General features: G+C 56.2%; 22 protein-coding genes. 11 read left to right on the top strand and 11 right to left on the bottom strand.

The window, feature by feature from the left end:
- Positions 1-24: 24 nt before the first annotated feature.
- From KP814_RS11965 to KP814_RS12005, 9 genes are all read right to left on the bottom strand, one after another.
- Positions 25-3,462 (bottom strand): hypothetical protein, encoded by a 3,438-nt coding sequence (locus tag KP814_RS11965; protein ID WP_216736987.1) that lies wholly within the window; start codon positions 3,460-3,462, stop codon positions 25-27.
- A 388-nt stretch (positions 3,463-3,850) separates the two neighbouring features.
- On the bottom strand, positions 3,851-4,318 hold the full coding sequence (locus KP814_RS11970; protein WP_216736988.1) for a hypothetical protein: 468 nt from the start codon (positions 4,316-4,318) through the stop codon (positions 3,851-3,853).
- A gap of 59 nt (positions 4,319-4,377) precedes the next feature.
- Positions 4,378-5,130, bottom strand: coding sequence for a 2OG-Fe(II) oxygenase (locus KP814_RS11975; protein WP_216736989.1), 753 nt, complete (start codon positions 5,128-5,130; stop codon positions 4,378-4,380).
- 2 nt (positions 5,131-5,132) lie between these two features.
- Entirely contained in the window at positions 5,133-6,194 is a 1,062-nt protein-coding gene (gene ada / locus KP814_RS11980) for a bifunctional DNA-binding transcriptional regulator/O6-methylguanine-DNA methyltransferase Ada (protein ID WP_216736990.1), read from the bottom strand.
- A 168-nt stretch (positions 6,195-6,362) separates the two neighbouring features.
- Entirely contained in the window at positions 6,363-6,959 is a 597-nt protein-coding gene (locus KP814_RS11985; protein WP_127973183.1) for a Crp/Fnr family transcriptional regulator, read from the bottom strand.
- Positions 6,960-6,979: 20 nt separating this feature from the next.
- The gene (locus KP814_RS11990) at positions 6,980-7,897 is read right to left on the bottom strand and encodes a DMT family transporter (protein ID WP_216736991.1); all 918 of its coding nucleotides are present in this window, start codon (positions 7,895-7,897) and stop codon (positions 6,980-6,982) included.
- 75 nt (positions 7,898-7,972) lie between these two features.
- Complete coding sequence (locus KP814_RS11995) at positions 7,973-8,788, bottom strand: arylamine N-acetyltransferase (RefSeq protein ID WP_216736992.1); 816 nt, start codon at positions 8,786-8,788, stop codon at positions 7,973-7,975.
- Between the two features lie 71 nt (positions 8,789-8,859).
- On the bottom strand, positions 8,860-11,274 hold the full coding sequence (gene rnr, locus KP814_RS12000; RefSeq protein WP_216736993.1) for a ribonuclease R: 2,415 nt from the start codon (positions 11,272-11,274) through the stop codon (positions 8,860-8,862).
- A gap of 320 nt (positions 11,275-11,594) precedes the next feature.
- Positions 11,595-11,804 (bottom strand): cold-shock protein, encoded by a 210-nt coding sequence (locus KP814_RS12005; RefSeq protein ID WP_216736994.1) that lies wholly within the window; start codon positions 11,802-11,804, stop codon positions 11,595-11,597.
- A gap of 279 nt (positions 11,805-12,083) precedes the next feature.
- Between KP814_RS12005 and KP814_RS12010 the strand changes: the two genes are divergently transcribed.
- Together KP814_RS12010 and KP814_RS12015 are read left to right on the top strand one after the other, a co-directional pair.
- The gene (locus KP814_RS12010; protein WP_216736995.1) at positions 12,084-12,638 is read left to right on the top strand and encodes a GNAT family N-acetyltransferase; all 555 of its coding nucleotides are present in this window, start codon (positions 12,084-12,086) and stop codon (positions 12,636-12,638) included.
- Between the two features lie 157 nt (positions 12,639-12,795).
- Entirely contained in the window at positions 12,796-13,122 is a 327-nt protein-coding gene (locus KP814_RS12015) for a DUF3301 domain-containing protein (protein WP_216736996.1), read from the top strand.
- Positions 13,123-13,136: 14 nt separating this feature from the next.
- On the opposite strand, the gene KP814_RS12020 is transcribed toward KP814_RS12015, so the two are convergent.
- A complete protein-coding gene (locus KP814_RS12020) occupies positions 13,137-14,153 on the bottom strand; it encodes an AraC family transcriptional regulator (RefSeq protein WP_216736997.1) in 1,017 nt (338 codons plus the stop codon).
- Positions 14,154-14,348: 195 nt separating this feature from the next.
- On the opposite strand from KP814_RS12020, the gene KP814_RS12025 reads away from it, so the two are divergent.
- The 7 genes from KP814_RS12025 to pap all read left to right on the top strand — a co-directional run bounded on the left by KP814_RS12025 (position 14,349) and on the right by pap (position 24,706).
- A complete protein-coding gene (locus KP814_RS12025) occupies positions 14,349-15,701 on the top strand; it encodes an SWIM zinc finger family protein (protein ID WP_216736998.1) in 1,353 nt (450 codons plus the stop codon).
- A gap of 56 nt (positions 15,702-15,757) precedes the next feature.
- Complete coding sequence (locus KP814_RS12030; RefSeq protein ID WP_216736999.1) at positions 15,758-17,263, top strand: DUF5691 domain-containing protein; 1,506 nt, start codon at positions 15,758-15,760, stop codon at positions 17,261-17,263.
- The gene (locus tag KP814_RS12035; protein ID WP_216737000.1) at positions 17,260-18,345 is read left to right on the top strand and encodes an AAA family ATPase; all 1,086 of its coding nucleotides are present in this window, start codon (positions 17,260-17,262) and stop codon (positions 18,343-18,345) included. Before KP814_RS12030 ends, KP814_RS12035 begins: the two co-directional genes overlap by 4 nt.
- 102 nt (positions 18,346-18,447) lie before the next feature.
- Complete coding sequence (locus tag KP814_RS12040; protein WP_216737001.1) at positions 18,448-20,883, top strand: DUF5682 family protein; 2,436 nt, start codon at positions 18,448-18,450, stop codon at positions 20,881-20,883.
- The gene (locus tag KP814_RS12045; protein ID WP_216737002.1) at positions 20,880-22,031 is read left to right on the top strand and encodes a VWA domain-containing protein; all 1,152 of its coding nucleotides are present in this window, start codon (positions 20,880-20,882) and stop codon (positions 22,029-22,031) included. The genes KP814_RS12040 and KP814_RS12045 overlap by 4 nt, the downstream gene beginning before the upstream one ends.
- A 169-nt stretch (positions 22,032-22,200) precedes the next feature.
- Positions 22,201-23,100: a sterol desaturase family protein gene (locus tag KP814_RS12050; protein WP_216737003.1), complete on the top strand. Its 900-nt coding sequence runs from the start codon at positions 22,201-22,203 to the stop codon at positions 23,098-23,100.
- A 106-nt stretch (positions 23,101-23,206) separates the two neighbouring features.
- Complete coding sequence (gene pap / locus KP814_RS12055; RefSeq protein WP_216737004.1) at positions 23,207-24,706, top strand: polyphosphate:AMP phosphotransferase; 1,500 nt, start codon at positions 23,207-23,209, stop codon at positions 24,704-24,706.
- A 47-nt stretch (positions 24,707-24,753) separates the two neighbouring features.
- Here the strand turns inward: pap and KP814_RS12060 are convergent, their stop codons facing one another.
- Positions 24,754-25,659: an alpha/beta fold hydrolase gene (locus tag KP814_RS12060; RefSeq protein WP_216737005.1), complete on the bottom strand. Its 906-nt coding sequence runs from the start codon at positions 25,657-25,659 to the stop codon at positions 24,754-24,756.
- A 270-nt stretch (positions 25,660-25,929) separates the two neighbouring features.
- Between KP814_RS12060 and KP814_RS12065 the strand changes: the two genes are divergently transcribed.
- Positions 25,930-26,370 (top strand): type II toxin-antitoxin system RatA family toxin, encoded by a 441-nt coding sequence (locus KP814_RS12065; protein WP_256446003.1) that lies wholly within the window; start codon positions 25,930-25,932, stop codon positions 26,368-26,370.
- 34 nt (positions 26,371-26,404) lie between these two features.
- Positions 26,405-26,764 carry a DUF6559 family protein gene (locus KP814_RS12070; RefSeq protein ID WP_216737007.1) on the top strand — a complete coding sequence of 120 codons (360 nt, stop codon included), beginning with the start codon at positions 26,405-26,407 and terminating at the stop codon, positions 26,762-26,764.
- The last annotated feature ends 9 nt before the right edge of the window (positions 26,765-26,773 follow it).

The following is a 26,773-nucleotide window of genomic DNA, read 5'->3' on the forward strand; positions in this document are numbered from 1 at the left end:
GTCAAAACGACAGGGCGACGGCGCTCACTGCGTCGCGCAGTACGGCCGGGTGCACAGCAGCCGCAGCTGGCGGGCGTCCAGACTGGTGATCATGCCGTCGCCATCCAGATCCCTGGGGTCATCACTGCCTGTCGCCGGCGTGTTACGAGCGGACACTACGACGTTCAGATCATCCCGATCCACGTCGCCGTCGCCATCAACATCGCCTTTGACGGGGCCGACAAAGCCTTCAAACTCGCTGGCGGCGTAGCCCTTGGTCGTCGCCACGCTGCTCGCCACCAGATTGCCGCCGCTGGAGCCATACATCAGCAAGCCCCGCACGTAGTAAGGGCCGGCAATGCCGTTTTGGCCGATGGGAAGCCCGGCGAAATTGAATTCAATCTCCGAATCTCCCTTATTGAGCGCGCCGGTTTTGGCGTGGAAGCCGATCTCATTGCCCTTAACGTCCAGCAGCCTTGCACTCCAGGTATAGACGTCGGACTTGGCGAGAGAGACGCCAACCTTGACGCGAAGCAAGTCAAAAAGCCCGTTGCCGTTGTTATCGACACCGGCGTCGCTGGAAGCGCCGGTCAGTACGATAGCGCCGGGGGTTGATATCGGCTCAAAGTCACTGTGGCTGTAAGGTGCGGTCGCATCGCTGATGGCGACCTGGTCGATAATCTCCAGCGTATCGGGATGACGCAGCGTTACTCTGACGAAATAGGGCCCATCTAACTCCAACTGGTTGATTTCAGGACCGGAGAAGGTCAGCGTGATGGTTTGCTCACCGTGGCTGAAGGTCTTGACCTCATCCATGTATACCGCCAAAGGACCGGATGCGTTGCGCAACGCGGCGGACGTCATGAAGGTTCCGGCAGCTCTCAGGTCTGCGCTGAACTGGATTTTCAGTTGCTCGAACAGTCCGTTGCCATTGGTGTCCACGCCCTGATCGGAAAAGGCGCCGGTGACGTCCAGCAGTCCTTCGAACTCGCCATGGTGATACGCCTGAGTCATCGCGCCAATATCCGCCTGACGTTCTCCATCGGCATTGAACAGGCCCACCACCAACTCATATGGGCCGTCCTCGCCGGAGCGGAAAATGGTGGAGCCGGGGAAGCGCAGGGTCAGGCTGTGAGGGCCATTGGCGAGAGGGAAGCGTTCCGTCGCGTTGGCGACCGTTTTGCCCGCCTTCATCAAAACGCCCTGCAGCATGTACTCGCCTTCCTTGGAGACTTTCGCCTGCACCACGGCTTCCAGATAGTCATAGCGGGAGTCGCCGTCAGTATCCACGGCGGCCTCAGCGATATCCGTCAGGTGCGAGCCTTTCTCGCCAAACTGGCCGTGAGCATACGCGGGCGTCGTCAGTACGGCCTGCACTGGCGTTGAGCCCTCGGCGAATGCGATTATCTTGACTTCATAAGGGCCGTCTTTGCCGGAGCGCAGGATCTGCTCGCCGGAAAACTTCAGCTTGGCGGAGTACTGCCCCGGGTCGTCGCCGACGGTGTCCTGGGTGAATTTCATCGACTCAAACTCAGGAATATTGGCGACCACTTCGCCGTTCTTACGCAAGGTCGCCATCACCAGATAGACGCCTGCGCGATTGACGTCCACGCGCACATTGGCGATTAAGGCTTCATACGCCCCGTCGCTGTTGGAGTCCGGCGTCACGTAGTCGACGTCGCCGGGAATACTGAGGTCAGGCTCTATCATCATCACTCCCTGATCGTTGTTGGCTGAGGCGAGCAAGGCCAGTGGCGCCGGCGCTTTGTATTTGTAATCCCCCCATGAATCGTAAGAGTGGGCGCCGGGAACCGGATACACCTTGGCGCCTTCGAAGGTTTCCAGATAGCCGCCATCCGCGTCGTAGTCGACCGCGCCGTTATGGTTCCAGAGGATGAACTCATCCACGGCGGAATAAATGCCGTTAAAGGTGGCGTCGTAATAATCGGGAAAGAAAAAACCGCGACTGCGCAGGCTGTGACTGGAGAACTCATACTTGTCATAAGGCCCGCCGGCGAAGGGGCGGGCGCTGCCGGTAAAGGCGGGGTCAAGCGATGGCGCGCCGGTGGTGACGAAGCCATTGCCGCGCCCGTCAGTGCGCACCGCGCTGAGTCCGCCAATTCCTAATGTGGCCGCCATGTTTTCAAACACATCGCTGAATACATAGCAGTCGGAGTAGTCACAGGTGATCGGGTCGGCGCTGAGTTGACTCCAATTGCATTTGACGGCGGCGCCGAAGCTGTAACCGTAACGCCAGTTCAAGCCGCCATAGGCATAGCCGCCGCTGAGCAGATGCTCCAGCACGTCGCCTTCATCAATCAAACCACTGGCCCAGTCAGTGGCGTGCTCGTACCAGGAAATGCGGGGCGCGCCAGCCGTGATCGGCGTGGTTTTGGTGACGTAGAGTTTGCGGGTGATGGTGGGCAGAGCGTCGCCATCCACTTTGTATTCAAACTCGACGTCATAGCCGCCGATGACGTCCGGCATGGTGAGCGTCATGTCGCCCTCCGGCCCAGACCAGACTTCCGTGCCGTGCAACGACGTGCCGACAATTGTCCAGGAGGCTTCGACTTCCGCATCCGAGGGCAGGCTGCCTGTGGGACAGGCGTCCAGACGGGTGCGTATCTTGACCTCGCCAGAGCCGAACCATCCGGATTCCGCTGGCCCGGAGAAAGGATAGTCGTCTTTCGGCCCGATCACTTCCGTCAGGTTGCAGCTGGCGTCGCTGGTTTGCTGGTAGATCACGTCAATCAAGTCATTAGAGGCGAGGTCATTGACGCGTACGGGGTTGGAGATAGTGGGCTCCAGCGTTAGCGCGACTTTCGGCTCCACCGGGAGAATCAGCGCCACCCAATCGACGGCGGTGCACCAGCGGCCGGTGCTGAGCGTGTCGATGTTGACCTGGACGCGGTTGGCGCGAGGAGCGGGAGGCGTTCCGGGCGCAGGCGGCGCAGGAAACTTAATGTTTTCGATGCCTACTGTGAAGGTGTTCAGCTTCCAGACATTGTTGTCGCCGGTCAACAGGCCCAGACTGGTTCCGTTGAAGACAACTTCATCGCGTTCCGGCGGCGGTGAGCCGTTATAGTCCACATCGAAGGCGGGCAGAATGATGTCCACGGTGGCGGGAATGATTCCCTGGGCGATGAGGGGAGTGGGATCGATCAAGTAGCCGTCCCCGTCCACCGGCCCGACGGAAACGTCAATCATGACGTCGATCATGAGCGGGTGTTCAGGGCTGGTATTGAACGTGCATCCCGTATCCAGACCGGGGCCATCGTCCGCGACGAAACTGTCAGTGTCCGGAGGATCGAACGGTGAGCTGCGGGTCAATAGCATCGAGGGAGCGACAAGCCCGTTCGGCGTGGGCCAGACGTCGCCATCTTCTTGTGCGAAGGATGTCTGAATTAACAGACAGCCAATCAGAAATACAAAGACATGAGCTGCAATATACAGGAAGGAGATCGTGCGCTTTTTGTCCACCATATATCCCTTCTCCTTGGTAGATCTTATCGGAGCAGCGCCTGGAAACAGCGAGTGGCGCCCTGACTTTTATAATCACGTACTTCCACTGCTAATGTGATGAACTGTGACAACCAGCAAGTCTTAAGCCAGTCAGGGCTATGGGCTTTATAAATCGAGTAATTGTCAGCTTTTCGGCGAGGTTGATCAGGGCTGGTTGTAAAGTAACCTGACGGGACTGTCTGGAAAATCGGAGGCTGGGAAAGATCCCATCAAAGAAAGAATGGCCTGCATATCCCTGCAAGCCTATCTTTGGCCGGCGTGAAGGCGACTGCTAATTTTTTCGACGCGTCCAAGTCAGGTCGCGGCGAGCGTTTAGAAGAACAGGCGGAGGTTAAGTGGGAAGCGCAGTTTAACTACTGCGCTCAGGCCAGACGGGCTCATGGTCCTCGTCAAACACATAGCCGAAGTTAATGTTGGTAAGACGGCCTAAAGTGAATTGAAATTCTGTCCAGATATCGTGATAGGTATGACTTTCGAACGACAGAAATTCATCGACTTCAGACTTTCCTGCATGATGATTTTGGATCACTGTGAGGACCTCTCCCTGGGGTTCTCCGATCAGTGTTTGTCCAAACAAAACCGCCTTGGGGTTGTGACACTCAATCCACGACAGGCGGAGATCGCTGTCATGGTCAAACCTCAGCGCCAGCTGTTTTTCGTGATAATGCAGGAAGACGTCGTTGTAGTCGTTGACATGCTCTTTATCCGGCGCACCCAGCAATTTTTCCACGTCTTCTCTGCCAAGGCCGAATATCAAATCGCCGATGCCAACGCCGGGTTGGATATGGAACTGCTTGTCGCTGTGCTCTGCTGTCATGAATAAGTCCATCAATGTCAATTGCGGCCGTTTGTCAGACCTGGATCTTGCTGAGAAATTTAACCCTTGGCGTCATGAAAAATCACTCCCAGCGTATAGCGCCTGCCTGAGCGCACCCGGCTGACGCCATGGCGCATGGTGACGCGATACACGCCTCGGACGCCTCGTACAGGGCGATGATGCACTGCGAAGATTACCCCATCGCCCTGCCGTAGTGGAACCACTTCCGCGCGGGACTGCATGCGCGGCCGCTGTTCTGTCAGCACAAATTCACCGCCGCTAAAGTCGCGCTCTGGCGCGGACAGCAACACCGCCAGTTGTAGGGGGAAGACATGTTCGCCATATAAATCCTGGTGCAGGCAATTGTAGTCGCCTTCCTGATATTGAAGGATCAATGGCGTCGGGCGCGTCTGTCCATCGTTGTGGCAGCGTGTGATAAAGTCCTGATGCGCTTCGGGGTAGCTGATGTCCAGATTCATGGCGGCGTTCCATTGGTTCGCCACGGGCGCAAGATAGGGGTAAGCCTGCGCCCGCAACTCTGAGACCAGATGGGGCAGGGGATAACGGAAGTATTGGTATTCGCCCAGCCCGAAGCCATGACGCGCCATGATCACTTTGCTGCGATAGAGTTCCGCTTCGTCATACAGGGAGATCAATGCCGCGCACTCCTGCTCGCTCAGCAATCCACCCAGTATGGTGGCGCCGCGGGTCGTTAACTCATGACCCGCTTGTTCCCAATCGTAGCCGCTCAAACGCGTGGACAGGCTCGTAGCGGGTGTTTGCATTACAGCGGCGCCAGTAAAACCGTTCATTCCTACGTCTCCCGCTCCAGCAGCGCCTGCTTGCGCTCGACGCCCCAGCGATAGCCCGAGAGCGCGCCGTCGCTGCGCACTACGCGATGGCAGGGAATGGCCACGGCCAGCAGGTTGGCGGCGCAAGCCTGCGCCACCGCGCGCACGGATTTGGGGGAGCCGATGCGCTGGGCGATATCGGCGTAACTCGCCGTCGCGCCTGAGGGAATCTCTTGTAAAGCGCGCCACACGCGCTGTTGAAAGGCGGTGCCGCGCACGTCAAGGGGAAGGTCGAGCCCGATCTGAGGCGCTTCCACAAATCCCACGACCTTGGCGATCAGGCGTTCGAAGTCAGCGTCGTCGCCAATCAGTTGCGCTTTGGGAAAGCGATCCTGCAATTCATGCACAAGGGCTTCAGGTTCGTCCCCCAGTGAAATAGCGCAGACGCCCCGAGCGCTTTGCGCGACCAGGATGGCGCCCAGGGCGCACTCGCCCACCGCGAAACGGATTTCCGCGTTGGTTCCGCCCCGACGATAGTCGCTTGGCGTCATGCCGAGAAAGTGATCCGATTCCCCATAAAAATGCCCATTGGAACTGTACCCGGCGTCATAGATGGCATCCGTCACCGTCTCAGCATTCTGCAGGGCGCTGTTGAGGCGTTGCTGACGTTGTGCGGCGGCGTAGCCGCGCGGAGTGAGGCCGGTGATCTGTTTGAACAGGCGATGGAAGTGAAACTTGCTCATGCCTACGCTTTGAGCCAATTCATCCAGACTGGGGAAGGTTTCTGAGTCAGCGATCAATCGGCAGGCCGCAGCGATTTTCTCCGCCTGCTGCGCGGCCAGAGGCGGAGCGTCAGGGCGACAGCGCCGACAAGGGCGATATCCCGCCTGCTCCGCTTCTTCGCGGCTATCGTAAAAGCATACGTTCTCTGGGCGCGGCGTCCTGGCGGCGCAGGATGGACGACAATAAACGCCGGTGGTCTTCACTGAGTAATAGAAACTTCCGTCCGCCTGGGCGTCGCGCTCCAGCAGCGCGCGCCAGCGGGGATCATTTTCTGTGGCGATGGCTTTGGTTGATGCGTTCATGGTGGCGCTCCTTGGTTAAGGTCTACCTGATGGCGGAGAATTTAGCAATGGACGACTTTGCTCGCACTCTGAGGATTGCTTTCAAATTCGAGTCGTCAATCCGTCCATCTGTTCACCCTTCCGCCTGTCCCTCCATCTACCAAGGAGCCGTCGAGGGTAGTTAGGTGTTCAGTCGAGACGGAGTTTTTTGCGGATGCGGCTGAGCGCCACAGGGGTGATGCCGATATAGGAGGCGATGTATTGCAGGGGAATTTTGTCGCTCAGTTGAGGATTTTGTTCCAGGAAGTTGAGATAACGTTGCTCCGCCGTCAGTTGCACAAAGCCATAGATACGTTCTTCTTTACCAATGAACAGGGCTTCCAGCATTTTGGTGTAGGTGGCGAGCAGCCCGGGATGACGTTGCAGGCTCTGGCTGAAATGACTCCAGTCGAACTCCAGACAAAGTACGTCGTCCAGCGCTTCTATGCTGAATAACGCTGGGGCATTGAGCACCATGGCGCGGGTGGAGCCGGCGATATTGGGCGAGCAGGCGAAGGACTGAGTAAACTCTTTGCCTTCAGGGGAGACGCAGACATAGCGGGCGAAACCTTTGGCGAAGTAGTAAAGCTTGGGGGCGGGTCGACCTTGCTGAATCAGCAGGTCGCCCTTGCGGTAGCAATGCACTTCGCCCTGCAGATCCAAATCCGTCAGGTCGACGGCGTCAATCAGGTGGAATGATTGCTTGAGAAAATTCAGGAAACTCCGTTCGATTTCCCGCTGATTCATCGTGTCCCCTCATCTCTACATCAATTTGCCGGTGCGTCGCTAACATGGGGCTTACGCGCCGCTGGCGACCAGGCGCCGGAGATCAGCAGCAGGGCGAGCAGCGTCAGAGCCACGCCGGGCAGACTGTACCACAGCCCTGGGCCTTGCATGAAACCCTGTCCGATGGCGACGAATGTAGGGATGAGATAACTGAACGCCAGCAGGCGGTTAGGGCCGACTTTCTGCACCAGATGCTGCTGCAGATAAAAAGTGGCGATCGTGGCGAACAGGGTCAAATATAACAGCACCCGCCAGAAATCGAACTCACCCCAGGCGACCTGTTCAATATCGCCTGCGACAATCGTAATTGGCGCCATCAGGACCGCGCCCATCAGCATGATGTAAAACGCCCCTTGAATGGGGGGCGTATTGGAGCCCCACTTTTTGACTAGCGTGACATGCAGCGCGAGACTGGCGCAGGCGAGCAGGAATAGCGCGTCGCCGTCGTTCCAGGCGAGCGTTTCCGCGCTGCTTCCATGAGTGGCGAGCAAAACCCAGAGCGCGCCGCCGGCGCCAAGGACGAATCCGCATAACATAACGCCGTTGACGCCGGCTCCCAGAAAAATGCGGCTGATCGCCACGCTCATCAACGGAACCAGGGTATAGATCACGGAGGTATTCAGCGCAGTCGTGGTTTTCAGCGCTTCAAACAACCCGATAAAGAACAGCACCAGGAACAGGCTGATCAAACCATAGCGCATGAGCAGGCCAAGGTCGCTGAACAGGGCGTAACGGGACAGCGCCAGCGGCGCCAGCAGTAAGGTCGCAAGAATAAAACGCAGCTCCGTACCGGCGATGGGGCTGGCGTATTGAGGCAGGTCGGCTGATACCACAAAGGAGGACGCCATTAACGCCACCCATAGCAACAGCGTCAGCGTATCTTTCGTGAGCGCGTGCATAAGTCGAATCCACTTTAAGGAATAAAATCAGGGTAAAAACGAAAGGTTCGCGCTCCGCGCGAGGAGAGTCCGCGTTTAAGCGGACTTTTCTGCGATAAATTTATTGAACAGGAATTCTGAAACGGCGGCGTCCACGCTCAACTCAAAGGTTTGCGTCAGGTGGCGGTGCAGCGTCTCGACGTCGGCGACCGGCTCAATGGTAGTTTCGCCGTTGCGCATACGATGCAGTTCGCCGTTGCGCAATGACTGCACGTCGTTGAAGTACTTACGGCACACCACCAGATTGTGCAGGAACGCGGCGTTGGGATGCTTGTGAGAATAAAAATGCCCAGTCAGGCAATCCGCTTCGGTATAGCGCCCCAGATCAAAGGTGTAGAGGGTAAAAAACTCGCCTTCCTTCAGAATCTGGTAGCAGTAATCTCCCCGCGCATTTTTGACGATGCGATAGACGGCGTCTCCCAGATCCTGCTCCAGACCCTCTTCGAGTTTGATGGGAAAGCGCGCGCCGAAGTGTCCAAAGCCGGTGTCGACAATGTACTGGCCTTCATCCAGCGTGAGCAACGTGATGCGGTGGGTGCGGGGGACATCGTTGTCGGTGTTGTAGACCACTCGGGCCAGCAGGATGCGGACATCCAAACCCTGTGCGGAAAGGGCGTCGAAGGTCAGTTTATTGTGTTCGAAGCAATAGCCGCCGAAGCCCTGGCGCACGATTTTGTTGAACACAGACTCACTGTCGATCTGGATGTCCTGTGACAGCGCCACCGCCAGATTATTAAAGCTGTGCTTGGCGATATGCCGGCTCTGCATATCGCGGATCATTTCCAGGACTGGACGACTCGGGTTAACGTCCAGGTCAGTAAAATAGGCGTTGGCGATTTCGGTCAAAGTCATTGAATTTATCCTTCTTCAATCAATTTTCCATCAGCCTATCCTGAATTCTGCGCTAAGTAATTAACCTGGGTTTAGTGGACGCTTTCTCCCACCGCAGATTTCTTTTTCCCGTAGCGGCTGGCGGATTTCGATTTTCCTGGGCGGCGGCCGGAAGTTTTGTCATGCGGGCGTCGTCTTTTGCCGGTGGCGCTTTTCCCGTTTCCTGGCGCTTGCTCATGGCTATCCAGTTCAAGCTCGATTTTGCGCTGTTCCAGGTCGACACGAACTACTTTGACCTGAAGCGCGTCTCCAAGCCCATAGCTCTTTTTACTGCGTTCGCCGATCAAACGCTGTTTGGCGGCGTCGAATTGATAATAGTCGCCCTGTAGCGCAGAGATATGAATCAAACCTTCAACCATCACGCCTTTCAGCTCAACGAACAGACCGAAGTTAGTCACTCCGCAGATGGTTCCGGCGAAGGCGTCGCCAATACGGTCCTGCATGTATTCGCACTTCAGCCAGGCTTCAACATCCCAACTGGCCATATCCGCCCGACGGGATGCGAGAGAACATTGCTCCCCCAGCTTCACCATGTCCTCCAGGCTGTAGGGATAACTTTGCGATGGCGACAAAGAGGCGGCGCTGTCGACGCGGCGCACGGGATCGACGCCCAGCCCGGTAATCGACTTGAGTGCGCGCTTGAGCTTACCGCCGCTTTCATCGCCCCGGATCACCGAACGAATGGCGCGATGGGTCAACAGATCGGGATAACGTCGTATCGGCGATGTGAAATGAGAGTACGCGCTATAAGCCAGCCCGAAATGTCCCTGGTTGTCTGGGCTGTATTCAGCCTGACTGAGCGATCTCAGCATGATGGACTGGATGACTTCCGCATCCGGACGTTCGCTGATGCTGTTCAAAAGACGACGATAGTGCGTAGCGGTTGGCCGCTTGCCGCCGCCCAGAGACAATCCCAATTCGCCGAGAAAAGCGCGCAGGCTTTCCAGCTTTTTCTGCAACGGTCCTTGGTGAACCCGATACAGTGCGGGAAGCTTGAGCTTCTGCAGGAAGCGCGCTGTCGCGACATTGGCGCACAGCATGCATTCTTCCACCAGTTTGTGAGCGTCGTTACGCACAACTGGATCAATGCGGCGGATCTTGCGCTGAGCGTCGAATTGAAACTTACTTTCCGTGGTTTCGAAATCAATTGCGCCGCGTTTGCTGCGAGCCTGTCGCAACGCGCCGTACAACTGATGCAACGCCTGCAGGTGAGGAACCAGGTCGCTGTAGCGCTGTTGCACCTGTTGGCCAAGTCGGGATTCCGGCTGCTCCAGCAGCGCGCCCACCTCAGTGTAGGTCAGACGGGCGTGAGAGCGCATGATCCCTTCGTAGAACTGATACTTGCCGAGATTGCCCGCTGCGTCGATGAACATTTCGCAGACCATGGCCAAACGATCCACATTAGGATTCAGCGAGCACAATCCATTGGACAGCGCTTCCGGCAACATGGGCTCTACACGACCGGGAAAGTAAACGGATGTGCCGCGTTTCTGAGCTTCCTGATCCAACGGGCTGCCCGGCGTTACGTAGTGAGAGACGTCCGCGATAGCGACAAATAAACGCCATCCGCCATTGCTGCGCGGCTGGCAGAAGAGCGCGTCGTCAAAGTCCATGGAGTCTTCGCCGTCGATGGTGACCAGGGGAACGCTGCGCAGATCATACCGGTGCAGTTTGTCTTCTTCAGAGACTGTTGCCCCCAGTCGCTTCGCCGCCTGAATGGCGTCTTTGGGCCAGATAAAGGGAATGTCGTGATTACGGAGGGCGATGTCAATTTCCATGCCCGGAGCCATGGCGTTGCCAAGCACTTCAATCACGTCCGTCAGCATTGGCGAACGGTTTCGGGCGTACTTGGAGATGCTTACCACTACATACTGTCCGTCAACGGCGTCGCCGATGCTTTCCGGCGTAACGATGATCTCGTTACAGATGCGGTCGTTATCTGGAATCAGCGTATGAACGCCGGATTCGGTTTTCAGGCGACCCACCAACTGCGTGGTGTTGCGCTCCAGTACGTTGACGATCTGGGCTTCCTGTCGGCCACGGTGGTCGACGCCACTGATGCGAACCTGCACGCGATCGCCGTCCATCGCTTTGCGCATTTGGCTTTTACCCAGAACCAGATCTTCGCCCCCTTCATCCCGAGCCAGAAAACCGTGTCCTTCACGGCGGCCGATAACGCGACCGCAAATCAGCTCATTCGGGTTGATTGGCGTGTAGTCTCCGCGATCGAAAAGGATTTGCCCGTCACGCTCCATCGCACGCAGGCGACGTCTGAGCGCTTCCAGGTCCTGATCGCTGCTCAGTTTGAGGCGTTCGGCCAGTTGTTCACGGTTAAGAGGCCCACCCTGCTGGCTAAGCACACTGAGAATGTACTCACGGTTGGGAATCGGATTTTCGTATTTTTGCGCGTCTTGAGCGCTAATTGCAGTTATTGAGGCTGTGCTCATGGTGTTTCCTCTTTGGAAAAGACAGCCGATAACTTGCTCTGGATGATATATGAAGAGAGGCTTCAGTGTAGTTCAGATAAAACTCGACAAGATATATTGGCTGGTAATGCTTTAATTTATTAAGAAATAAGCGGCTGGCGCTTATAAAGGTACATGTGCGGAAGGCAATGGCGAGATGCCGTAAAGCTTTGTGCGGGTTAAGGCGTATCAAATTATGGTTTAAACTCATGCGGCCGAGGCGGCGATATATCCGCCCCGGTCTCGCACTGAGAAAAAGGGCTAACAAAAATAGTATTTTTGGTAGCTCTGATCACTGTCGCTTATAAGCAGACAATGTTCTCAGCCTGTGGACCTTTTGGTCCTTTGGCGACGGTGAACTCAACCTGCTGACCTTCGGTCAGGGTTTTGAATCCGTTGCCAGTGATAGCACTGAAGTGCGCGAATACGTCTGGGCCGGACTCTTGTTGAATAAAACCAAAACCTTTAGTTTCATTGAACCATTTAACAGTGCCTTTAACTGTTTCGGACATAAAAATTTCCTGAAAATAAATGAATAAAATTTGCCTTGCGGGCGGTTTTTAAAGTGGAAAAACAAGACTGGAATTTAAAACTACAGGACGAAGATTATGAATAAAACATCGAGCGGAGTGTTAAATAAAACTATAGGCTTACTTTCTACCTTTTCCTGAGTCTATAGCTTTGTTTGTGGTTGTCAATAAATAATTTATTAAAAAATATTTCTAACGCCGGATGCGTTCACCCCAGGTTTAAGGGATGTGCTTTGATTAGAAGAGGTTGCGAGCGATCCAATGACGAATACGGGGGCGTTGCGTAGGAGCGCTCAATCCGACATTGCATTCGCAGGTGGGCTCTGGAACCATGTTGACGGTTTAAAAAAAGGACTGAGTGATTGGTATCAGATGAAGCTGAATGAGCTGATTATCCGCGCTGCAACGGCGGCGGACACGCCTGATTTAAGCAGGATATTTTTTGAGTCGCGCAAGGAGACGTTTTACTGGATTGAGGCCGATATGTTTTCAATCCATGACTTTTTAGGCAGCGTGCGGGACGAAGAGGTGTATGTCGCCGATCACGAGGGAGTGGCGGTGGGATTTATCTCTATCTGGAAGCCGGAGAGCTTCATTCATAACCTGTATGTAGACAAACCTTTCAAAAACAATGGCGTCGGTACGGCGCTGCTGGAGTTTTGCCGTCAGCGATATGCCTCGCCATTGCAACTGAAAGTCGCCGCCCAAAATGAGCCTGCAGTAGCTTTTTATCGCCATCGCGGCTGGCGCGAAATCGAGCGCGGTGTCGAGTTGCCGACAGGCGAATATCTGTTGATGCACTTGACCTACGCCTGACTCGCCCCCAAAAAAGTGATTTGCGTCGTTACTTCAACTGCGTAAAAGTCGTTACTTCAACTGCGTAAAAATAGTCAGATGCGCTGCGGGTGATTAGCGTCCCCTGCGGCAAAATCGTTATGATGAAAGCTATCTCCATAGTAAAGATGGAAACCCTATGAATCTGCAATTGATCGACCTGTTCTGGCTGACGCTTTGCGCCATCGCGCTCTGGGGATGGTGGGAGGCGCTAAAGGTGCGGGAGATCGCTCTTGGTGCTGCGAGGCGTCAATGTCAGGAGCTTGATCTGCAATTTCTCGACGGCAGCGTGGCCCTGCGTAAGCTGGGTTTGCGGCGGGATGCGCGGGGCTCTATGCGGCTGGCGCGAACCTATACGTTTGAGTTTTCCTCAACCGGGGAAGAGCGCTACAACGGCGAAGTGGACACTTTGGGGCGCTGGGTCAAGGATGTGCGTCTGGATGCGCATCGCATCAGCTATCATTAGCCGCCTGCGAATAGTTAGCTTACAGGTTCCAGTTCGCGACGATATTGCCCCGGCGTTCGCCCGGTCCATCGTTTGAACGCCCGCTGAAACGCGCTCTGATCCGCGAACCCGAGAAAGAAGGTGATTTCCGACAGATCCAGACGCTTATCACTGATTTGCCTGAGCGCCAATTCCCTACGGGTGTCATCCAAAATCTGCTGGTAACTGCGCCCCTCTTCCTGTAGCCGGCGTTGCAACGCCCTCTCAGAAAGCCCCAACGTCTGCGCCGTTTTTTTCAGACTGATGTCGCCAGCCTGTAGCAGATCCGTCAGCGCCGCTTTCACTTTATCTCTGAAGTCCGCCTCCGGGTTGAGCTGCAACAGCAGGCGGTCGGCGTATTCGTCCAGCAGCGCCAGCATGGCGGGGTCATGTTGGCGTAAGGGAAGATCCAGATAGGCGACGGGAAAGCGCACTTCAATGCTGTCGCAGGAGAATTGCAGGAGACAACGGAAAAGACGTTCGTGCTCCTGAATATCCTGTGGGCGCGAATGTTGAAAGCGGATGAGCGTAGGGGACACATCCGCGCCGGTTATCCAGCGGGCGAAAGTGGTCCAGCTGGCGATATTTTCTTCCGCGATATGCCGCGACAGGTCCGGTGAACAACTGTCCCAACTTAGAATCACTTCATCGCCATCGAGTCGGTAAGTGGTGTGTCCAACATCACATACCAGTCGTTCGTAACGCTCATGCCTTACGATTGCTTCCCGTAGGGTTTTACAGTTCATGACGCTGAGTCCGAGTACGCCGTACTGCCCGGGTTTAATCTGTTCGCCGACGTGCAGCCCAATGTTTGCGTCATGCAGCAGCGCCCCTGCGGCCTCCAGCATGGCGCCGAATAATCGGGTCGGCAGACGTTGCTGCGGTTCGCCAATGGCCGCTGCGGAAATCTGGAAAGGTTTTAGAAATAAAGACGCATCCTGTCGTTTCAGAATGAGATAATCTACCAGGCCGCGGAGATAGGCGGCGGAAATCTGACTGTCTCGAATAATCATGGCGCGTCTTTAAGCTGCATGTTGGAACGAGTTTGTGTTTTTTGCGTTCACAGGCGAACTTATTCTACCCAACCTTTGCCTGCGAAGCGCAAATATGAATTATGAATGACGGCCCTATACAATTACCGCCGATTCTGTTTTAAATAGGCCGCCGCTCGTCACTAATCAACCACCCATATTGGAAAGTTGTAATTCGTGTCCTGGAATCAAGAACAAATTATCGCCATGGCGCCGGATAGCGCCTCAGTCAAAGCCGCACAGAAACTCACCAACACAAGTAAATGGCCGTTATTGGAATTTAACGATGACGCCATTTGGGGGCACTGTCAGGGAAGCGGTTCGAAGCCTTATATGTCCCGCATCGACCTGTCCGGTCCTGCGTTCAAATGCTCATGCCCGAGCCGTAAATTTCCCTGTAAGCACGGGCTCGCGCTGTTTCTACTGTATGCCCAGCAACAGAGTGGCTTTACCCGCCAGCAAGACGCGCCAGATTGGGTTGCTGAATGGCTGGATAGCCGCGCCGACCGGGAACAGAAGAAAGTCGAGCGCGCTCAGAACAAGAAGCCGGTTGACGCCGCCGCGCAGGAAAAGCGTAAAGGGCAGCGCGAACAAAAAGTCAGTCGTGGCGTAGAAGAACTCTCGCTATGGGCTGAAGACGTAGCCCGTACCGGGCTGGCGGACTTGCAGAACAAGAATTACCAGTACTGGAAAAATCTGGAGTCGCGCATGGTGGATGCGCAGGCGCCGGGTTTGGCCAATCATGTGCGCCAGATGGCCTCTTTGGCTATTACCGGCGATCGCATGTCTGAGCTGGCGGCGTCGCTGAGCCGTTTGTATCTGCTGCTAAACGCCTACGGCAGAATGGAGCAATTGGCGGATGATCTGCAGGCGGATATTCGTACGCAAATAGGCTGGCCATGGAGCCAGGACGAGCTGTTGGCCACGCCGCCTGTGAAGGACGTCTGGTTGGCGTTGTCGCACAGTCAGACTCAGGAAGAGCGGTTGGTGATGCAGGTGATCCATCTGGTGGGGCTGGAGAGCGGGCGCATGGCCAAGGTAGTTAATTTCGCGCATGAAACGCAACGCGCCAGCCTGGTGATGGGATGGCGCGGCGGTCAGCTGATCCGGGGCGACGCTCACTTTTATCCCTCCGGTTCGCCGTTGCGGGCGATATTTGCTGACGCCGCGACCCTGTCGCCGGAGCATGTGGGCGATACGCATACGACCCCCGCCGGAATAAGTCTGGATGCGATGTTCAACCAGTATGAGCAATTACTCGCGCGAAATCCCTGGGTCGGTCCTTACCCCTTTATCGTCGACGCGGTGGTTCCCTGGCGGCAAGATGACGCATTCTGGCTGGTTGACGCTGACGGTAAAGCCGTCCCGCTGGCCGAGCGCGCGGGGGATCTTTGGAAACTGCTGGCCGTCAGTGGCGGCCACCCGGTGCGCGTTGTAGGCGAGTGGTGCGGCGATCGTTTCAATCCCCTCGGCGTATGGGCCGAACATCAGTATTTCGATGTCACCTCGCGTCAGGCGCTCGCTGCTTAAGCGGCGCCTGAGCCGTCGGATCTATTCAGAAATTATCATGCAGGTCAGGAATCATCATGCAGGAATGGAACGATAGCGTTAAGCGTCTGATATTGGGCTGCGACGCCCAAGACGCGCCTTGGACCGCGCCATCGGCGGAGTTGGGCGCGGCGCTGGATAAAATGGCCGAGGAGCCGGCGGAGCGTCGCCTGCTGAAGGCCGCCGTTATGTTCAACTTTACGCGTTTGGTGGGACAGTCTCATCAGCGCGCTTTAGCGGTAGCGCCGGCTCAGAGTGACAGTGTTGAGCAATGCAGCGAACGTGCGGAAGAATTACTACGCGCCGCCTTGCGCGCCAAAGATACGCGTTTGCTGGCTGAGTATCTGACTACGCTGGCCGACGCCGGACGGGTGTCGCCGCCGGCAGCATTGGCGGATCTGTTTGACGCAGCGCTTAACCAGCCGCGATTGCAGGTCAGTCTGCGTCACGTCATGGGCGCGCGCGGGCGCTGGCTATGCGGACTCAACCCCAAGTGGGAAACGTTGCGCAGCGACGCTCCCGCATCGGAGGAACTGGCCCATCTCAGCGGCGTGGCCCGAGTAGATGCGTTTCGTCGTCTGCGTGAGGCGGACCCAGCCGCCGCGCTGAATCAGTTGAACGCGATCTGGAAAGACGAGCCCGCCAAGGAGCGCGCTGCGTTACTGGAAGTGATGAAAGTCGGTTTGAATCCCAACGACGCTGAATTTCTGGCCGCCTGCGTCGATGATCGCAGCTTGCCTGTGCGATATCAGGCGACGCGGTTTTTAGCGCAGTTGGGCGATGCGTCCGTGTTGACGCCGTTACGGGAGTGGCTAGCCAGCGCTTTGCAGCTACAAAAGGCTTTGCTGAAGAAGTCCCAACTGAACATTGAGCCCCCCAAGGATTTTGATAAATCCTGGGAGAAGTGGGGCGTCAAAGAAGATCTGTCGCATTTGCCCAATCGCACCAAGGTGGGCAAACGGGCGGGCTGGTTCTATCAAGTGCTGGCTTTGCTGCCTCCGCGCGTCAGCGCCGAGATTTTGCAAGCGTCTTTAGAACAGACCATTGATTTGTATCGCCGCAGCGACTACGCAGAAGCTGCGCTGTTGGCCTTGTCCGAAGGCGCTATGTTGCACGGCGACGTGACTTATTTTGAGACGCTGTTTCCTGCGCTGACCGAAGTTGAGCGGACGGAATATCTGGGCGGGCTGGCCGCCGGCTTTGCCGCCGAAAAGATCGAGCCGCTGATATTACCTGCGCTGCAGGCGGCGATGAAGAAAGACAGTCAGTTCTGGCTGCCGGTTCTATATCAGCTCAAAGCCTTCTCTCGTCTGACGCCCAAATTATCTGAAGCCATCGCGGAGATGATTCGCGCCAAGATACTCGAAGGTGAGAGTTGGTATTACGACGCTCACCAGACCATTGACCAACTGGCTTATCAGTTCTCGTTGACGTCTTACGAAAAAATCCGCTCCCTGCTGGAGCCCTTGCAAGACGATCGAACCAACCCTTTGCTGGCGGTGTACAAGAACCGCGTTGATTTCCATAAGGAGCTACAGTCATGACCGAACAAGCCATTTTAAGACAGCATGCGGAGCAACTGTTCCAGCAGGAATTGGAGGCATTGCGTGAAGTGGACAAGCGTCAGCGTCCTGCTAACTGGGCGCTGTCCCCTTGGGCGGTATGCACTTATCTGATGGGCGGCAAGCTGGATAACGGCTTTGAAGTGACGCCCAAGTACATCGGTTCGCGCAGACTGATGGAAATTGCTGTGGCGACGCTGACTACCGATCGCGCGCTACTGTTATACGGCGTGCCCGGTACGGCGAAATCCTGGGTGTCCGAGCATCTGGCGGCGGCGGTGTCGGGAGATTCCACGTTAGTCGTGCAGGGCACCGCCGGCACCAGCGAAGAGGCCATGCGTTACGGCTGGAACTACGCGCAACTGTTGGCTCACGGCCCCAGCCGGAATGCGTTGGTGGAGTCTCCGCTGATGCGCGCCATGTCTCAGGGCAAGATCTGTCGTATCGAGGAATTGACGCGGATTCCGTCCGACGTGCAGGACACGCTCATCACAGTCCTGTCGGAAAAACACCTACCCATTGCCGAGCTCAATGACGAAGTACAGGCGGTGCGCGGCTTCAACGTTATCGCCACCGCTAATAACCGCGACCGTGGCGTCAACGAACTCTCCAGCGCCCTCAAGCGTCGCTTCAACACAGTGATTCTGCCTACGCCCGCCACCATTGAAGAAGAAGTGAGCATCGTCTCCAAACGCGTCAGCGATATGGGGCGCGCGCTGGAGTTGCCGGTGGAGGTCAACGCTATTGCGGAAATCCAGCGCGTGGTGACCATCTTCCGCGAACTGCGTGAAGGCAAGACCCTGGATGGCAAGGAAAAATTGAAGTCCCCCAGCGCTACGCTCAGCACTGCTGAAGCCATTTCTGTCATGAACAGCGGTATGAGTCTGGCCCATCACTTTGGCGACGGAAAGCTATCGGCTTCGGATCTCGCCTCAGGCTTGATCGGCGCCGTGGTGAAAGATCCTGTGCAGGATGCAGTGGTTTGGCGTGAGTATCTGGAAACGGTGGTGAAAGAGCGCGACGGCTGGAAAGACGTCTATCGCGCTTGTCGCGAACTGAGCTGAAACATCCGGTCTGACGAACGCGCGCCTTAAGCAAGCGCTGCTATTTGCGGCGGAGCCATGATGGCTTGAAGGCGCGCGCCAATAAAGGGCGACAAGCGAAGCATGCTTATCAACGACAAGATTTTATACCTCGGTATCCGCCATCACGGGCCGGGCTCCACCGCCAGCATGTTGAAGGCGCTGGTGGATTTCCAGCCGGAGATTCTGCTGGTGGAGGGACCGCAGGAAGCGGAGCCATTGTTGGAGCACCTGCACAACGAGCAGTTGCAGCCACCGGTGGCGCAATTGATATACGCCGGCGATGACTACCGCGACAGCGTGTTCTATCCATTCACGGAATTTTCGCCGGAATGGCAGGCCATGCACTTTGCGCGACGCAATAATCTTCCGTTGCGTTTTATAGACCTGCCGCAAACCCACAGTCTGGCGTTGGCGCGGCAAGCTCGACAGGAAGCCGCGGCGGCTGCGGAAGCGGCCGAGCGGGAGATGGCGCAGCAACAGAGCGCAGAGGCGTTGGATGAAAGCCCTGCGAGCCAGAATGAGGCGGAAACTGATGCGCCTGCGGCGGAAGCACTGACTGACGAAAACGACGGCTCTGAACAGGACAGCGAGCCCAGTATCGATTCATTGGCCCTCAGCGGCGATCCTCTCGACGCGTTGGCGGCGGCGGCAGGATTCTCCGACGGCGAGCGCTGGTGGGAGCATGTAGTGGAGCAGCACAGCCAGGGCGCTGAAGTGTTCGCTGCGATCGCGGACGCCATGGGAGCGTTGCGCGCAGAAGCCTCCGCACAGAAGCTTAGTGATAGGGAGGCGCGTCGCGAAGCCTGGATGCGCTCGATGGTGCGCAAGGCAGAGAAAGAAGGCTTTCAGCGTATCGCGGTAATCTGCGGCGCCTGGCACGTCCCGGCGCTGGTGCGGAAGGTCGCCGTCAAAGACGACAACGCACTGATCAAAGGCTTGCCCAAAATCAAGCTGAGCGCCACATGGATTCCCTGGACCTACGACCGTATCAGTTACCGTAGCGGCTACGGCGCAGGGGTGGACGCCCCAGGCTGGTATGAGCATATCTGGCGTTACGCGGTGCGGGAGGGAGAAAACGGCGCGCCTGTCCGTGACGGCATCTCGGCTTCCTGGCTGGCCCGGGCGGCGCGGGAGTTGCGCGAGCAAGGTTTTGACGTGGCGCCTTCCAGCGTCATCGAAGCGGTGCGCATGGCGGATACGCTGGCGGCGTTGCGGGAAAAGCCGCAGCCCAGCCTGGATGAAATGAATGAAACCATCCAGACCCTGTTCTGTTTCGGCGACGCCGCTCCGCTTGCGTTGTTGCAACGCAAGTTGCTGGTCGGCGACCGCATTGGAACCGTGCCGGAGAATTTACCCAAGACGCCGCTGCAGGCGGACTTGCAGGCCCAGCAGAAGTCCTTGCGCCTGAAAGTGTCCACGGTGGAGGAAGATCTTGAACTGGATCTGCGCAAAGGCAATGGCAAGCTGCGCTCCGCGTTATTTCATCGGCTTAATTTGCTGGGAGTGAAGTGGGCGCGTCTGGTCAGCGATCGCAGCGGCAAGGGCACGTTTAAAGAAATCTGGCGTCTGCAATGGCAGCCTGAGTTTGAACTCAACCTGATTGAACAGAGTCTATGGGGCAATAACATCGCCACCGCCGCCATGGGATACGCTCTGGAACAGCTGCGCAACGCCAGCAAATTAAGCGATATCACCGCCTGGGTGGATCGACTGCTGCTGGCGGACCTGCCGGACGCCATTCAGGATGCGATTATCTTCCTGCAACAGCAGGCCGCCACGGTTAATGATGTGGACCAGCTGATGGCGGCGCTGCCGCGACTGGTGAACATCGTGCGCTACGGCGATGTGCGCGGTGCGGATACGTCGATATTGCATCATGTCATCGAAGGCTTCTGCGCCCGCATCAATATCGGGCTGGTGTATCAATGCCGCAATGTGGATGAGGACGCCGCCAAGGCGCACGCCAAACTGATCGCGGACGTTTCGGACGCTCTCAAGCTCTATGCGGACGCAGAGCGTCTTTCTGAGTGGTGGCGAGAGCTGTCTCGCCTGGCGCGGCAAACTGAGGTGAATGGCGTGATTCTGGGGCGCTGTTATCGATTGCTGCTGGGGGCGGATCAGATCAGTGGCGAGGATGCCGCGAATGCGCTGTCCTTTGCGCTGTCTGCGGCGGAAGAGCCTGCTCACGCTGCGGCCTGGATTGAAGGGCTGCTGGAAGGTTCCGGATTGCTGTTGATTCACGACGACCGCTTGTGGACGGTGCTGGACGCCTATTTATGCGCCTTGCCGGAAGAACGCTTCATGCTGTTGCTGCCGTTGCTGCGCCGGACGTTCTCCAGCTTCGCCAATGGCGAGCGGGCGAACCTGAAACGCAAATCTCGCTCCGCCACGGCGACCGCCGCGGGGATTATTGCTGACCCTGATTTTGACTACAGCCGGGTGAACGCCATGCTGCCTTTGCTGGAAACCCTGCTTGGCCTCGGCGCCAATAATGATACGGAGAACTCATCCTCATGACTCTGCTTTCCGAACGAGAAAGACGCTGGCGGCTGTTGCTCGGCGGCGATAATCAGGACAACGCGTCGATGAGCGCCGAGGATATGCAGCTGGACCAGATTCTCAACGCACTGTATGGCTCTGACGACGAGCGTGGCGCGGATTTATCCTCATCCGCGCCAAAGGTGGCGCGTTGGCTGGGAGATATTCGCGAGCGTTTCCCCAGCTCCGTCGTGCGGGTGATGCAGAAAGACGCTTTCGAACGTCTGAATCTGGAGCGCATGTTGCTGGAGCCGGAGATGCTGGAAGCGGTGCAGCCGGATATCCATCTGGTGGCCAATCTGATGTCGCTAGGTCATCTGATTCCGGAGCGCTCCAAGGAGACTGCGCGACAAGTAGTGCGCAAGATTGTCGAAGAGTTGATGCGCAAGTTGCAGAGCAACACCGAGCAGGCCATTCGCGGCAGCCTTAATCGCGCCATGCGCAAGCAGCGCCCGCGTCATGCGGATATCGACTGGGCGCGCACCATTCGGGCGAACCTCAAGCACTATCAGCCGGAATATCGCACCATCGTGCCGGAGCGTTTGATCGGATACGGGCGTAAGCAACCGAGCGCGCTCAAGGAAGTGATGCTGTGTGTGGACCAGTCCGGCTCCATGGCGTCGAGTGTGATCTACGCCAGTATTTTTGCGGCGGTGATGGCGTCCATTCCTGCATTGAAAACCCGGCTGGTGGTGTTCGACACCGCCGTGGTGGATCTGACGGAAAAACTGCAGGATCCGGTGGATGTTTTATTCGGCGTGCAACTGGGCGGCGGCACGGATATCAACAAAGCCGTCACCTATTGCCAGCAGCAAATCACCAAGCCGCAGGACACCTCGTTCATTCTGATCACGGATCTGTATGAAGGCGGCGACCAGAAGCAACTGGTGCAGCGCGTGGCGGAGCTGAAACACGCCGGCGTTAACGTCATCACTTTGCTGGCGCTGAATGATGACGGCGCGCCGTACTTTGATAAACGTCTGGCGCAACAGTTCGCCAGTCTGGATGTCCCCACCTTCGCCTGCACGCCGGACCAGTTCCCGGACCTGATGGCGGTGGCCTTGGGCGACGGCTCGGTCGCGGACTGGACCGCGAGTCAGGATATTGTAATGGAGCGGCAAGGGTAGCGCGCCCCTGCCGTGCGCTGCGCTCATCCAGTTCTGATCACCGCGATCATCTGCTGTCGTCTCAGGTCAATAACCTCGGCGTGAAACATCTATAATCAAACTGTCTCCGCAACAGAAAATGTCCACACTGGCGCAGGCCGGTTATGTATGGACTTAACGGAGTGTTCGGATGCAGTTTGAACTTCAATACTTATTACTTGCGTTAGCGCCTGTATTTCTCGGTTTTATTGCCTGGGAGGCGTGGTATCTCAACGGACGAGGGGAGCAGTTTCCGTCTGCGCGGTACACTTGGCCGGATACGCTCAGCAACGCAGCATTGGCGTTAATGCATGAGGGGGCTGAGGCGGTGGCCGCCATCGTGCTGATTTATGTGTACGATGCGGTTTTCGCGATACGCCTGTTTGACATCCCCGCTACCTGGTGGAGTTTCATCCTGTTGTTTGTGCTGCAGGATTTTTGTTACTACTGGTTTCACAGAGGAAGCCATCGCATTCGCTGGATGTGGGCGTCCCATGTCGTGCACCATTCTTCCGAGTCCCTGAACCTCTCCACTGCGTTCCGGCAGAGCCTGACTTATCCTGTTTCCGGTATGTGGCTGTTCTGGCTGCCAGTTATATTGGTCGGATTTACGCCACAGCAAGCCGTAACAATGGTGATGCTGAGCCTAGCGTTTCAGTTCTTTATTCATACCCAGGTGGTGAAGCGGCTCGGCTGGCTGGAGGCTGTTTTTAACACCCCCTCCCATCATCGCGTGCACCATGCGCGTAATCCGGAATACATCGACAAGAACTTCGCCGGCATTCTGATTATCTGGGACAAAATGTTCGGCACCTTTGTTGCGGAAAGGGAAGAGTCGCCTTGTGAATATGGCGTGGTAAAACAGGTGCGCAGCCACAATCCGCTCTTTCTGACCTTTCATGAGTGGCGGGACATGTGGCGTGACGCCCGGGCTCCCGGGCTCACTCTGGGGGGCAGATTAAGGGCGTTATTTGGTCCTCCCGAGTCGGCGCCGTCTGAGACGCTGCCTCAGGCACAGACCAAGACGCCGCTGAATGCGACCTCCACCTGAATGCAGACTTTTTCGACTCCCTGTCCCTGAATCCACTATAGTTAAAGGACACATAGGCGACGGCCGCTATGCGCCGTAAAGGGTATGGGAATCAGAGGGTTGTAGCATGTTTGAAGCAGTGGAGCTGGGGCGTAAGCTGGACAAGAAGGACTACAAGAAGCAGGCGGCTTATTACAGGGACAAGCTGTTGTTCGCGCAGTTCGCCTTGGTCAATGCGGGCGTGCCTGTGTATATCTTGCTGGAAGGCGTCGACAACACATGCAAAGGCGAAGTCGTCAACCTGCTGAATCAATGGCTGGATACACGGGGGCTGGAAGTCACCGGTTTTGGTCCCAAGACGGATGAAGAGGCGGAGCGGCCCCGTTTCTGGCGTTATTGGCGCACCTTTCCCGCCCGTGGGCGCTTTGGCCTGTTCTATGGCTCATGGTATACCGGGGAGTTGATCAAACGCTCTCTTGAAAAGCAGAGCAAGGTCGACTTCGACAGCCATATGCTGCGCATCAATCGTCTTGAAAGTATGCTGGCTCAAGACGGCGCGCTGATTCTGAAGTTCTGGCTGCACACCTCCAAGGCGTATCAGAAGCGCAAGTTTAAAGAGCTGAAAAAGGACAAACACGGCCGCTGGCAGGTGTCGGAACTGGACGAGGCGTTGCACGAACGGTATTCCGATTACATCAAGGCCGCCGAGCGCGCGGTGCGCCTGACCGACCAGCCTGAAACCCCATGGATCGTGGTGGAGTCCGAGGATGACTACTTCCGCAATATCATGGTGGCGAAAACGATTCTGCAGGCGTTGGAAAAGCGGTTGGCTGAGGAGCAGGAAGAGGTCGAAACGATCAAGGTCGCCTCCGGCAAAAAACCTCCCGGCGACTTTCCGACAGAAACCGTGCTGAACCAGATTGATCTTTCCGTAGACCTGTCGCGGGAGGAATACGAAGAGCGACTGGCGCTGGCGCAGACGCGGTTGAACAGTCTGAGTTGGCGCGCCTATCACCAGGGCGTCTCTACCGTCTTGTTGTTCGAAGGTTGGGACGCGGCGGGGAAGGGTGGCGCTATCCGGCGTATTATGGAGGCGGTCGATGCGCGCATCGCCAGAGTTATATCCATCGCCGCGCCGACGGATGAGGAGAAAGCGCATCATTACTTGTGGCGTTTCTGGCGACATGTGCCGCGGGCGGGGCGCGCCACTATCTATGATCGTAGCTGGTATGGACGGGTGCTGGTCGAGCGTGTGGAAGGATTCGCCAGCGTAGACGAATGGCGTCGCGCTTATTCAGAGATTAATGATTTTGAAGAGCAGCTTTGCGATCACGGTAATGTGCTGCTGAAGTTCTGGCTGCATATCGATCAGGAAGAACAGCTAAGACGTTTTGAAGAGCGTAAGGCAACGCCTCGTAAGCGCTACAAAATCACGGATGAGGACTGGCGCAACAGAGAAAAATGGCCCGCTTATGAACAGGCGGCCCACGAGATGATCATGCGCACCAGTACGGACTATGCGCCCTGGACGCTGGTTCCCGCCAACAGCAAACGACATGCCCGAGTAACGGTGCTTGAGACGTTGTGCGACAGGTTGGAGAAAGCGTTGCAGGAAAAGCGCGGGTAGCCAGGGCGGTCTGCGCCCTGACTCCTTCGGTGGTGGTTCATTTCTAACTAGATCGCTGGCGCTGGAGCGCTGGCTTCACGCTGAAACGTCGGCTCCGCGTCCCGCAGGAAGTCGGCGATGAGAGGGCAAACCTCCGCGCCCTTGTCCTCGGGCAGAAAATGGCCCGCGTCATCGAAAGTCACCGCAGTGTGATGGTTGAGCAACTGCATCCAGGTGCGCAACTCTCTCTCCTGAAAGGCGAAGTCTTTCATCCCCCACAATAACAACGCAGGAATGTCGGCGATGTTGGCGCGCTTTTCCCAGAGCTCTTCCAGCCACTCGTCCGCTTTGATGATCTGCTTGGGAAACACCCAGCAGCCTTTGCGCTCCGCAGGGTTTTTCAGCGGCTCCGAATAGTGTTTGTAGACATCTGCGCTCAGCTTTTTCTGCACTGCCTGCTTGAGCAATACGCTGACGAAAACATTGAAGCGTTTGATCATGAAGCGTCCGAGCAGTCCCCCCATCAAGGCGCTGAAGGTCTCATATTTAACATCGCCGTGCGCGGACCACATCCAGGTGTTCATAATCACCAGCCGGCGCACGTTATGAGGGTTGTTCAGAGCGTAGGAAAGACCGATAGGGCCACCCCAGTCCTGCACCACCAGCGTGACGTCCTGCAGGTCCAGTTGCCTGATCAGAGTCTCCAGATTCCTGGCGTGATCTTGCGGCAGATAGGACCAGTTGCGTGGCTTGTCGGAGAGGCCGAAGCCGAGATGATCCGGGACAATACAGCGATATTGTCCAGACAGACCTTTGATCATGTTGCGATACAGAAAGGACCACGTGGGATTGCCATGCAGCATGACAATAGGCTTGCCCTGACCTTCGTCGACGTAATGCATGCGTCCGGGTCCGAGCTCAATATAGTGCGATGTGAAAGGGTATTCCTCTCTATTTATCCATTGATCGTCCATGGCGGCTCCATTTTTAGGATTTTAGCCTGATTAAAGGAGTAATCTTCTTGAAAGCTATAGGATTAATAGTTATACGTACGGCGCTTACCCATCAGGCGAACAACTGCGCGCTTCACGGAAGTTCCTTATCGCCGGGAAATCTGTCGGAATGATGGAAAGCCTTCTTACTTTAAATGAGACAGATGCTTGCGACCAGAGGAAAATTGCCGGGAAGGCGATGGCGCGGCGGGTGAGCCGCGGGCTGTACGCATCAATCTTGTGCGGTGATATATGATAGAGCGGAGTTTGGAAATAAAGGCGTCTACCGAGATGTTGTTTGACCTCAGTCAGGATTACAGTAAACGCTTGGCGTGGGACTCGTTTCCAGAATCTTATCGCTTTTTAAATGGGACACAGCCTGCAAAGGGATTGCAGCTTGAAATCGTTGCGAAAAACGGTTTCACCATGACCGTAGAGTATGTCTCTTATAAACGCCCATCCGTTGTCGCGATAAAAATGGTGCGCGGCCCCTGGGCGTTTGCAAAGTTCGCCGGCTCCTGGACATTCCAGCAAATATCCCCCGACAGCAGTAAAGTGACCTTTAAATATAACATCATTGGCGCCCCATCATGGCTGCGTTATATCGTGACGCCAGTGATTAACTTTGTATTTGGTCGTAGCGCTGAACGTAGACTGTCTGCGCTTAAACATTATGCTGAAGCTATTCAGTAATAATTCAAACAGGTTGATCTACCAAAGGACTAATATGTTAAGCAGTTTTTTTAAGCGCCGTGCACTGAATAAATACTTGCGAGTGCTGCCGTCCGTATTGCGTAAGGATTATGGCGGCGGTCCTCAATATACAGTTGGACAGATTACGACAGCGATTTCCAAATACGGCTTGTCAGGCAAGTATATTCATTACGCCGTCGCGTTGTTTGCCGTTCAGGAAAATATTGAGGTTATTTTCACTGAGCACTTTCCAGAACAGGAATACGAGAGAGTCCGCAAAGAGTTGGCGGACAAGTTTTTCGCTGGGGATATAGATTTCAAGGTGAATATCAGAGGGTTCTCTCCAACTGGGAATGCTCCAGGAGGAACGCCAACCTGTGGCGGATCGGATTAAAAGCGTACG

The organism is Hahella sp. HN01 (genome assembly GCF_018986435.1).
Lineage (GTDB): Bacteria > Pseudomonadota > Gammaproteobacteria > Pseudomonadales > Oleiphilaceae > Hahella.

What these genes read in the sequence shown, in the direction of transcription:
- KP814_RS11965 (WP_216736987.1), bottom strand. Translation starts at nt 3,462, where the DNA reads ATGGTGGACAAAAAGCGCACGATCTCCTTCCTGTATATTGCAGCTCAT.
- KP814_RS11970 (WP_216736988.1), bottom strand. Translation starts at nt 4,318, where the DNA reads ATGACAGCAGAGCACAGCGACAAGCAGTTCCATATCCAACCCGGCGTT.
- KP814_RS11975 (WP_216736989.1), bottom strand. Translation starts at nt 5,130, where the DNA reads ATGAACGGTTTTACTGGCGCCGCTGTAATGCAAACACCCGCTACGAGC.
- ada (WP_216736990.1), bottom strand. Translation starts at nt 6,194, where the DNA reads ATGAACGCATCAACCAAAGCCATCGCCACAGAAAATGATCCCCGCTGG.
- KP814_RS11985 (WP_127973183.1), bottom strand. Translation starts at nt 6,959, where the DNA reads ATGAATCAGCGGGAAATCGAACGGAGTTTCCTGAATTTTCTCAAGCAA.
- KP814_RS11990 (WP_216736991.1), bottom strand. Translation starts at nt 7,897, where the DNA reads ATGCACGCGCTCACGAAAGATACGCTGACGCTGTTGCTATGGGTGGCG.
- KP814_RS11995 (WP_216736992.1), bottom strand. Translation starts at nt 8,788, where the DNA reads ATGACTTTGACCGAAATCGCCAACGCCTATTTTACTGACCTGGACGTT.
- rnr (WP_216736993.1), bottom strand. Translation starts at nt 11,274, where the DNA reads ATGAGCACAGCCTCAATAACTGCAATTAGCGCTCAAGACGCGCAAAAA.
- KP814_RS12005 (WP_216736994.1), bottom strand. Translation starts at nt 11,804, where the DNA reads ATGTCCGAAACAGTTAAAGGCACTGTTAAATGGTTCAATGAAACTAAA.
- KP814_RS12010 (WP_216736995.1), top strand. Translation starts at nt 12,084, where the DNA reads ATGACGAATACGGGGGCGTTGCGTAGGAGCGCTCAATCCGACATTGCA.
- KP814_RS12015 (WP_216736996.1), top strand. Translation starts at nt 12,796, where the DNA reads ATGAATCTGCAATTGATCGACCTGTTCTGGCTGACGCTTTGCGCCATC.
- KP814_RS12020 (WP_216736997.1), bottom strand. Translation starts at nt 14,153, where the DNA reads ATGATTATTCGAGACAGTCAGATTTCCGCCGCCTATCTCCGCGGCCTG.
- KP814_RS12030 (WP_216736999.1), top strand. Translation starts at nt 15,758, where the DNA reads ATGCAGGAATGGAACGATAGCGTTAAGCGTCTGATATTGGGCTGCGAC.
- KP814_RS12035 (WP_216737000.1), top strand. Translation starts at nt 17,260, where the DNA reads ATGACCGAACAAGCCATTTTAAGACAGCATGCGGAGCAACTGTTCCAG.
- KP814_RS12040 (WP_216737001.1), top strand. Translation starts at nt 18,448, where the DNA reads ATGCTTATCAACGACAAGATTTTATACCTCGGTATCCGCCATCACGGG.
- KP814_RS12045 (WP_216737002.1), top strand. Translation starts at nt 20,880, where the DNA reads ATGACTCTGCTTTCCGAACGAGAAAGACGCTGGCGGCTGTTGCTCGGC.
- KP814_RS12050 (WP_216737003.1), top strand. Translation starts at nt 22,201, where the DNA reads ATGCAGTTTGAACTTCAATACTTATTACTTGCGTTAGCGCCTGTATTT.
- pap (WP_216737004.1), top strand. Translation starts at nt 23,207, where the DNA reads ATGTTTGAAGCAGTGGAGCTGGGGCGTAAGCTGGACAAGAAGGACTAC.
- KP814_RS12060 (WP_216737005.1), bottom strand. Translation starts at nt 25,659, where the DNA reads ATGGACGATCAATGGATAAATAGAGAGGAATACCCTTTCACATCGCAC.
- KP814_RS12065 (WP_256446003.1), top strand. Translation starts at nt 25,930, where the DNA reads ATGATAGAGCGGAGTTTGGAAATAAAGGCGTCTACCGAGATGTTGTTT.
- KP814_RS12070 (WP_216737007.1), top strand. Translation starts at nt 26,405, where the DNA reads ATGTTAAGCAGTTTTTTTAAGCGCCGTGCACTGAATAAATACTTGCGA.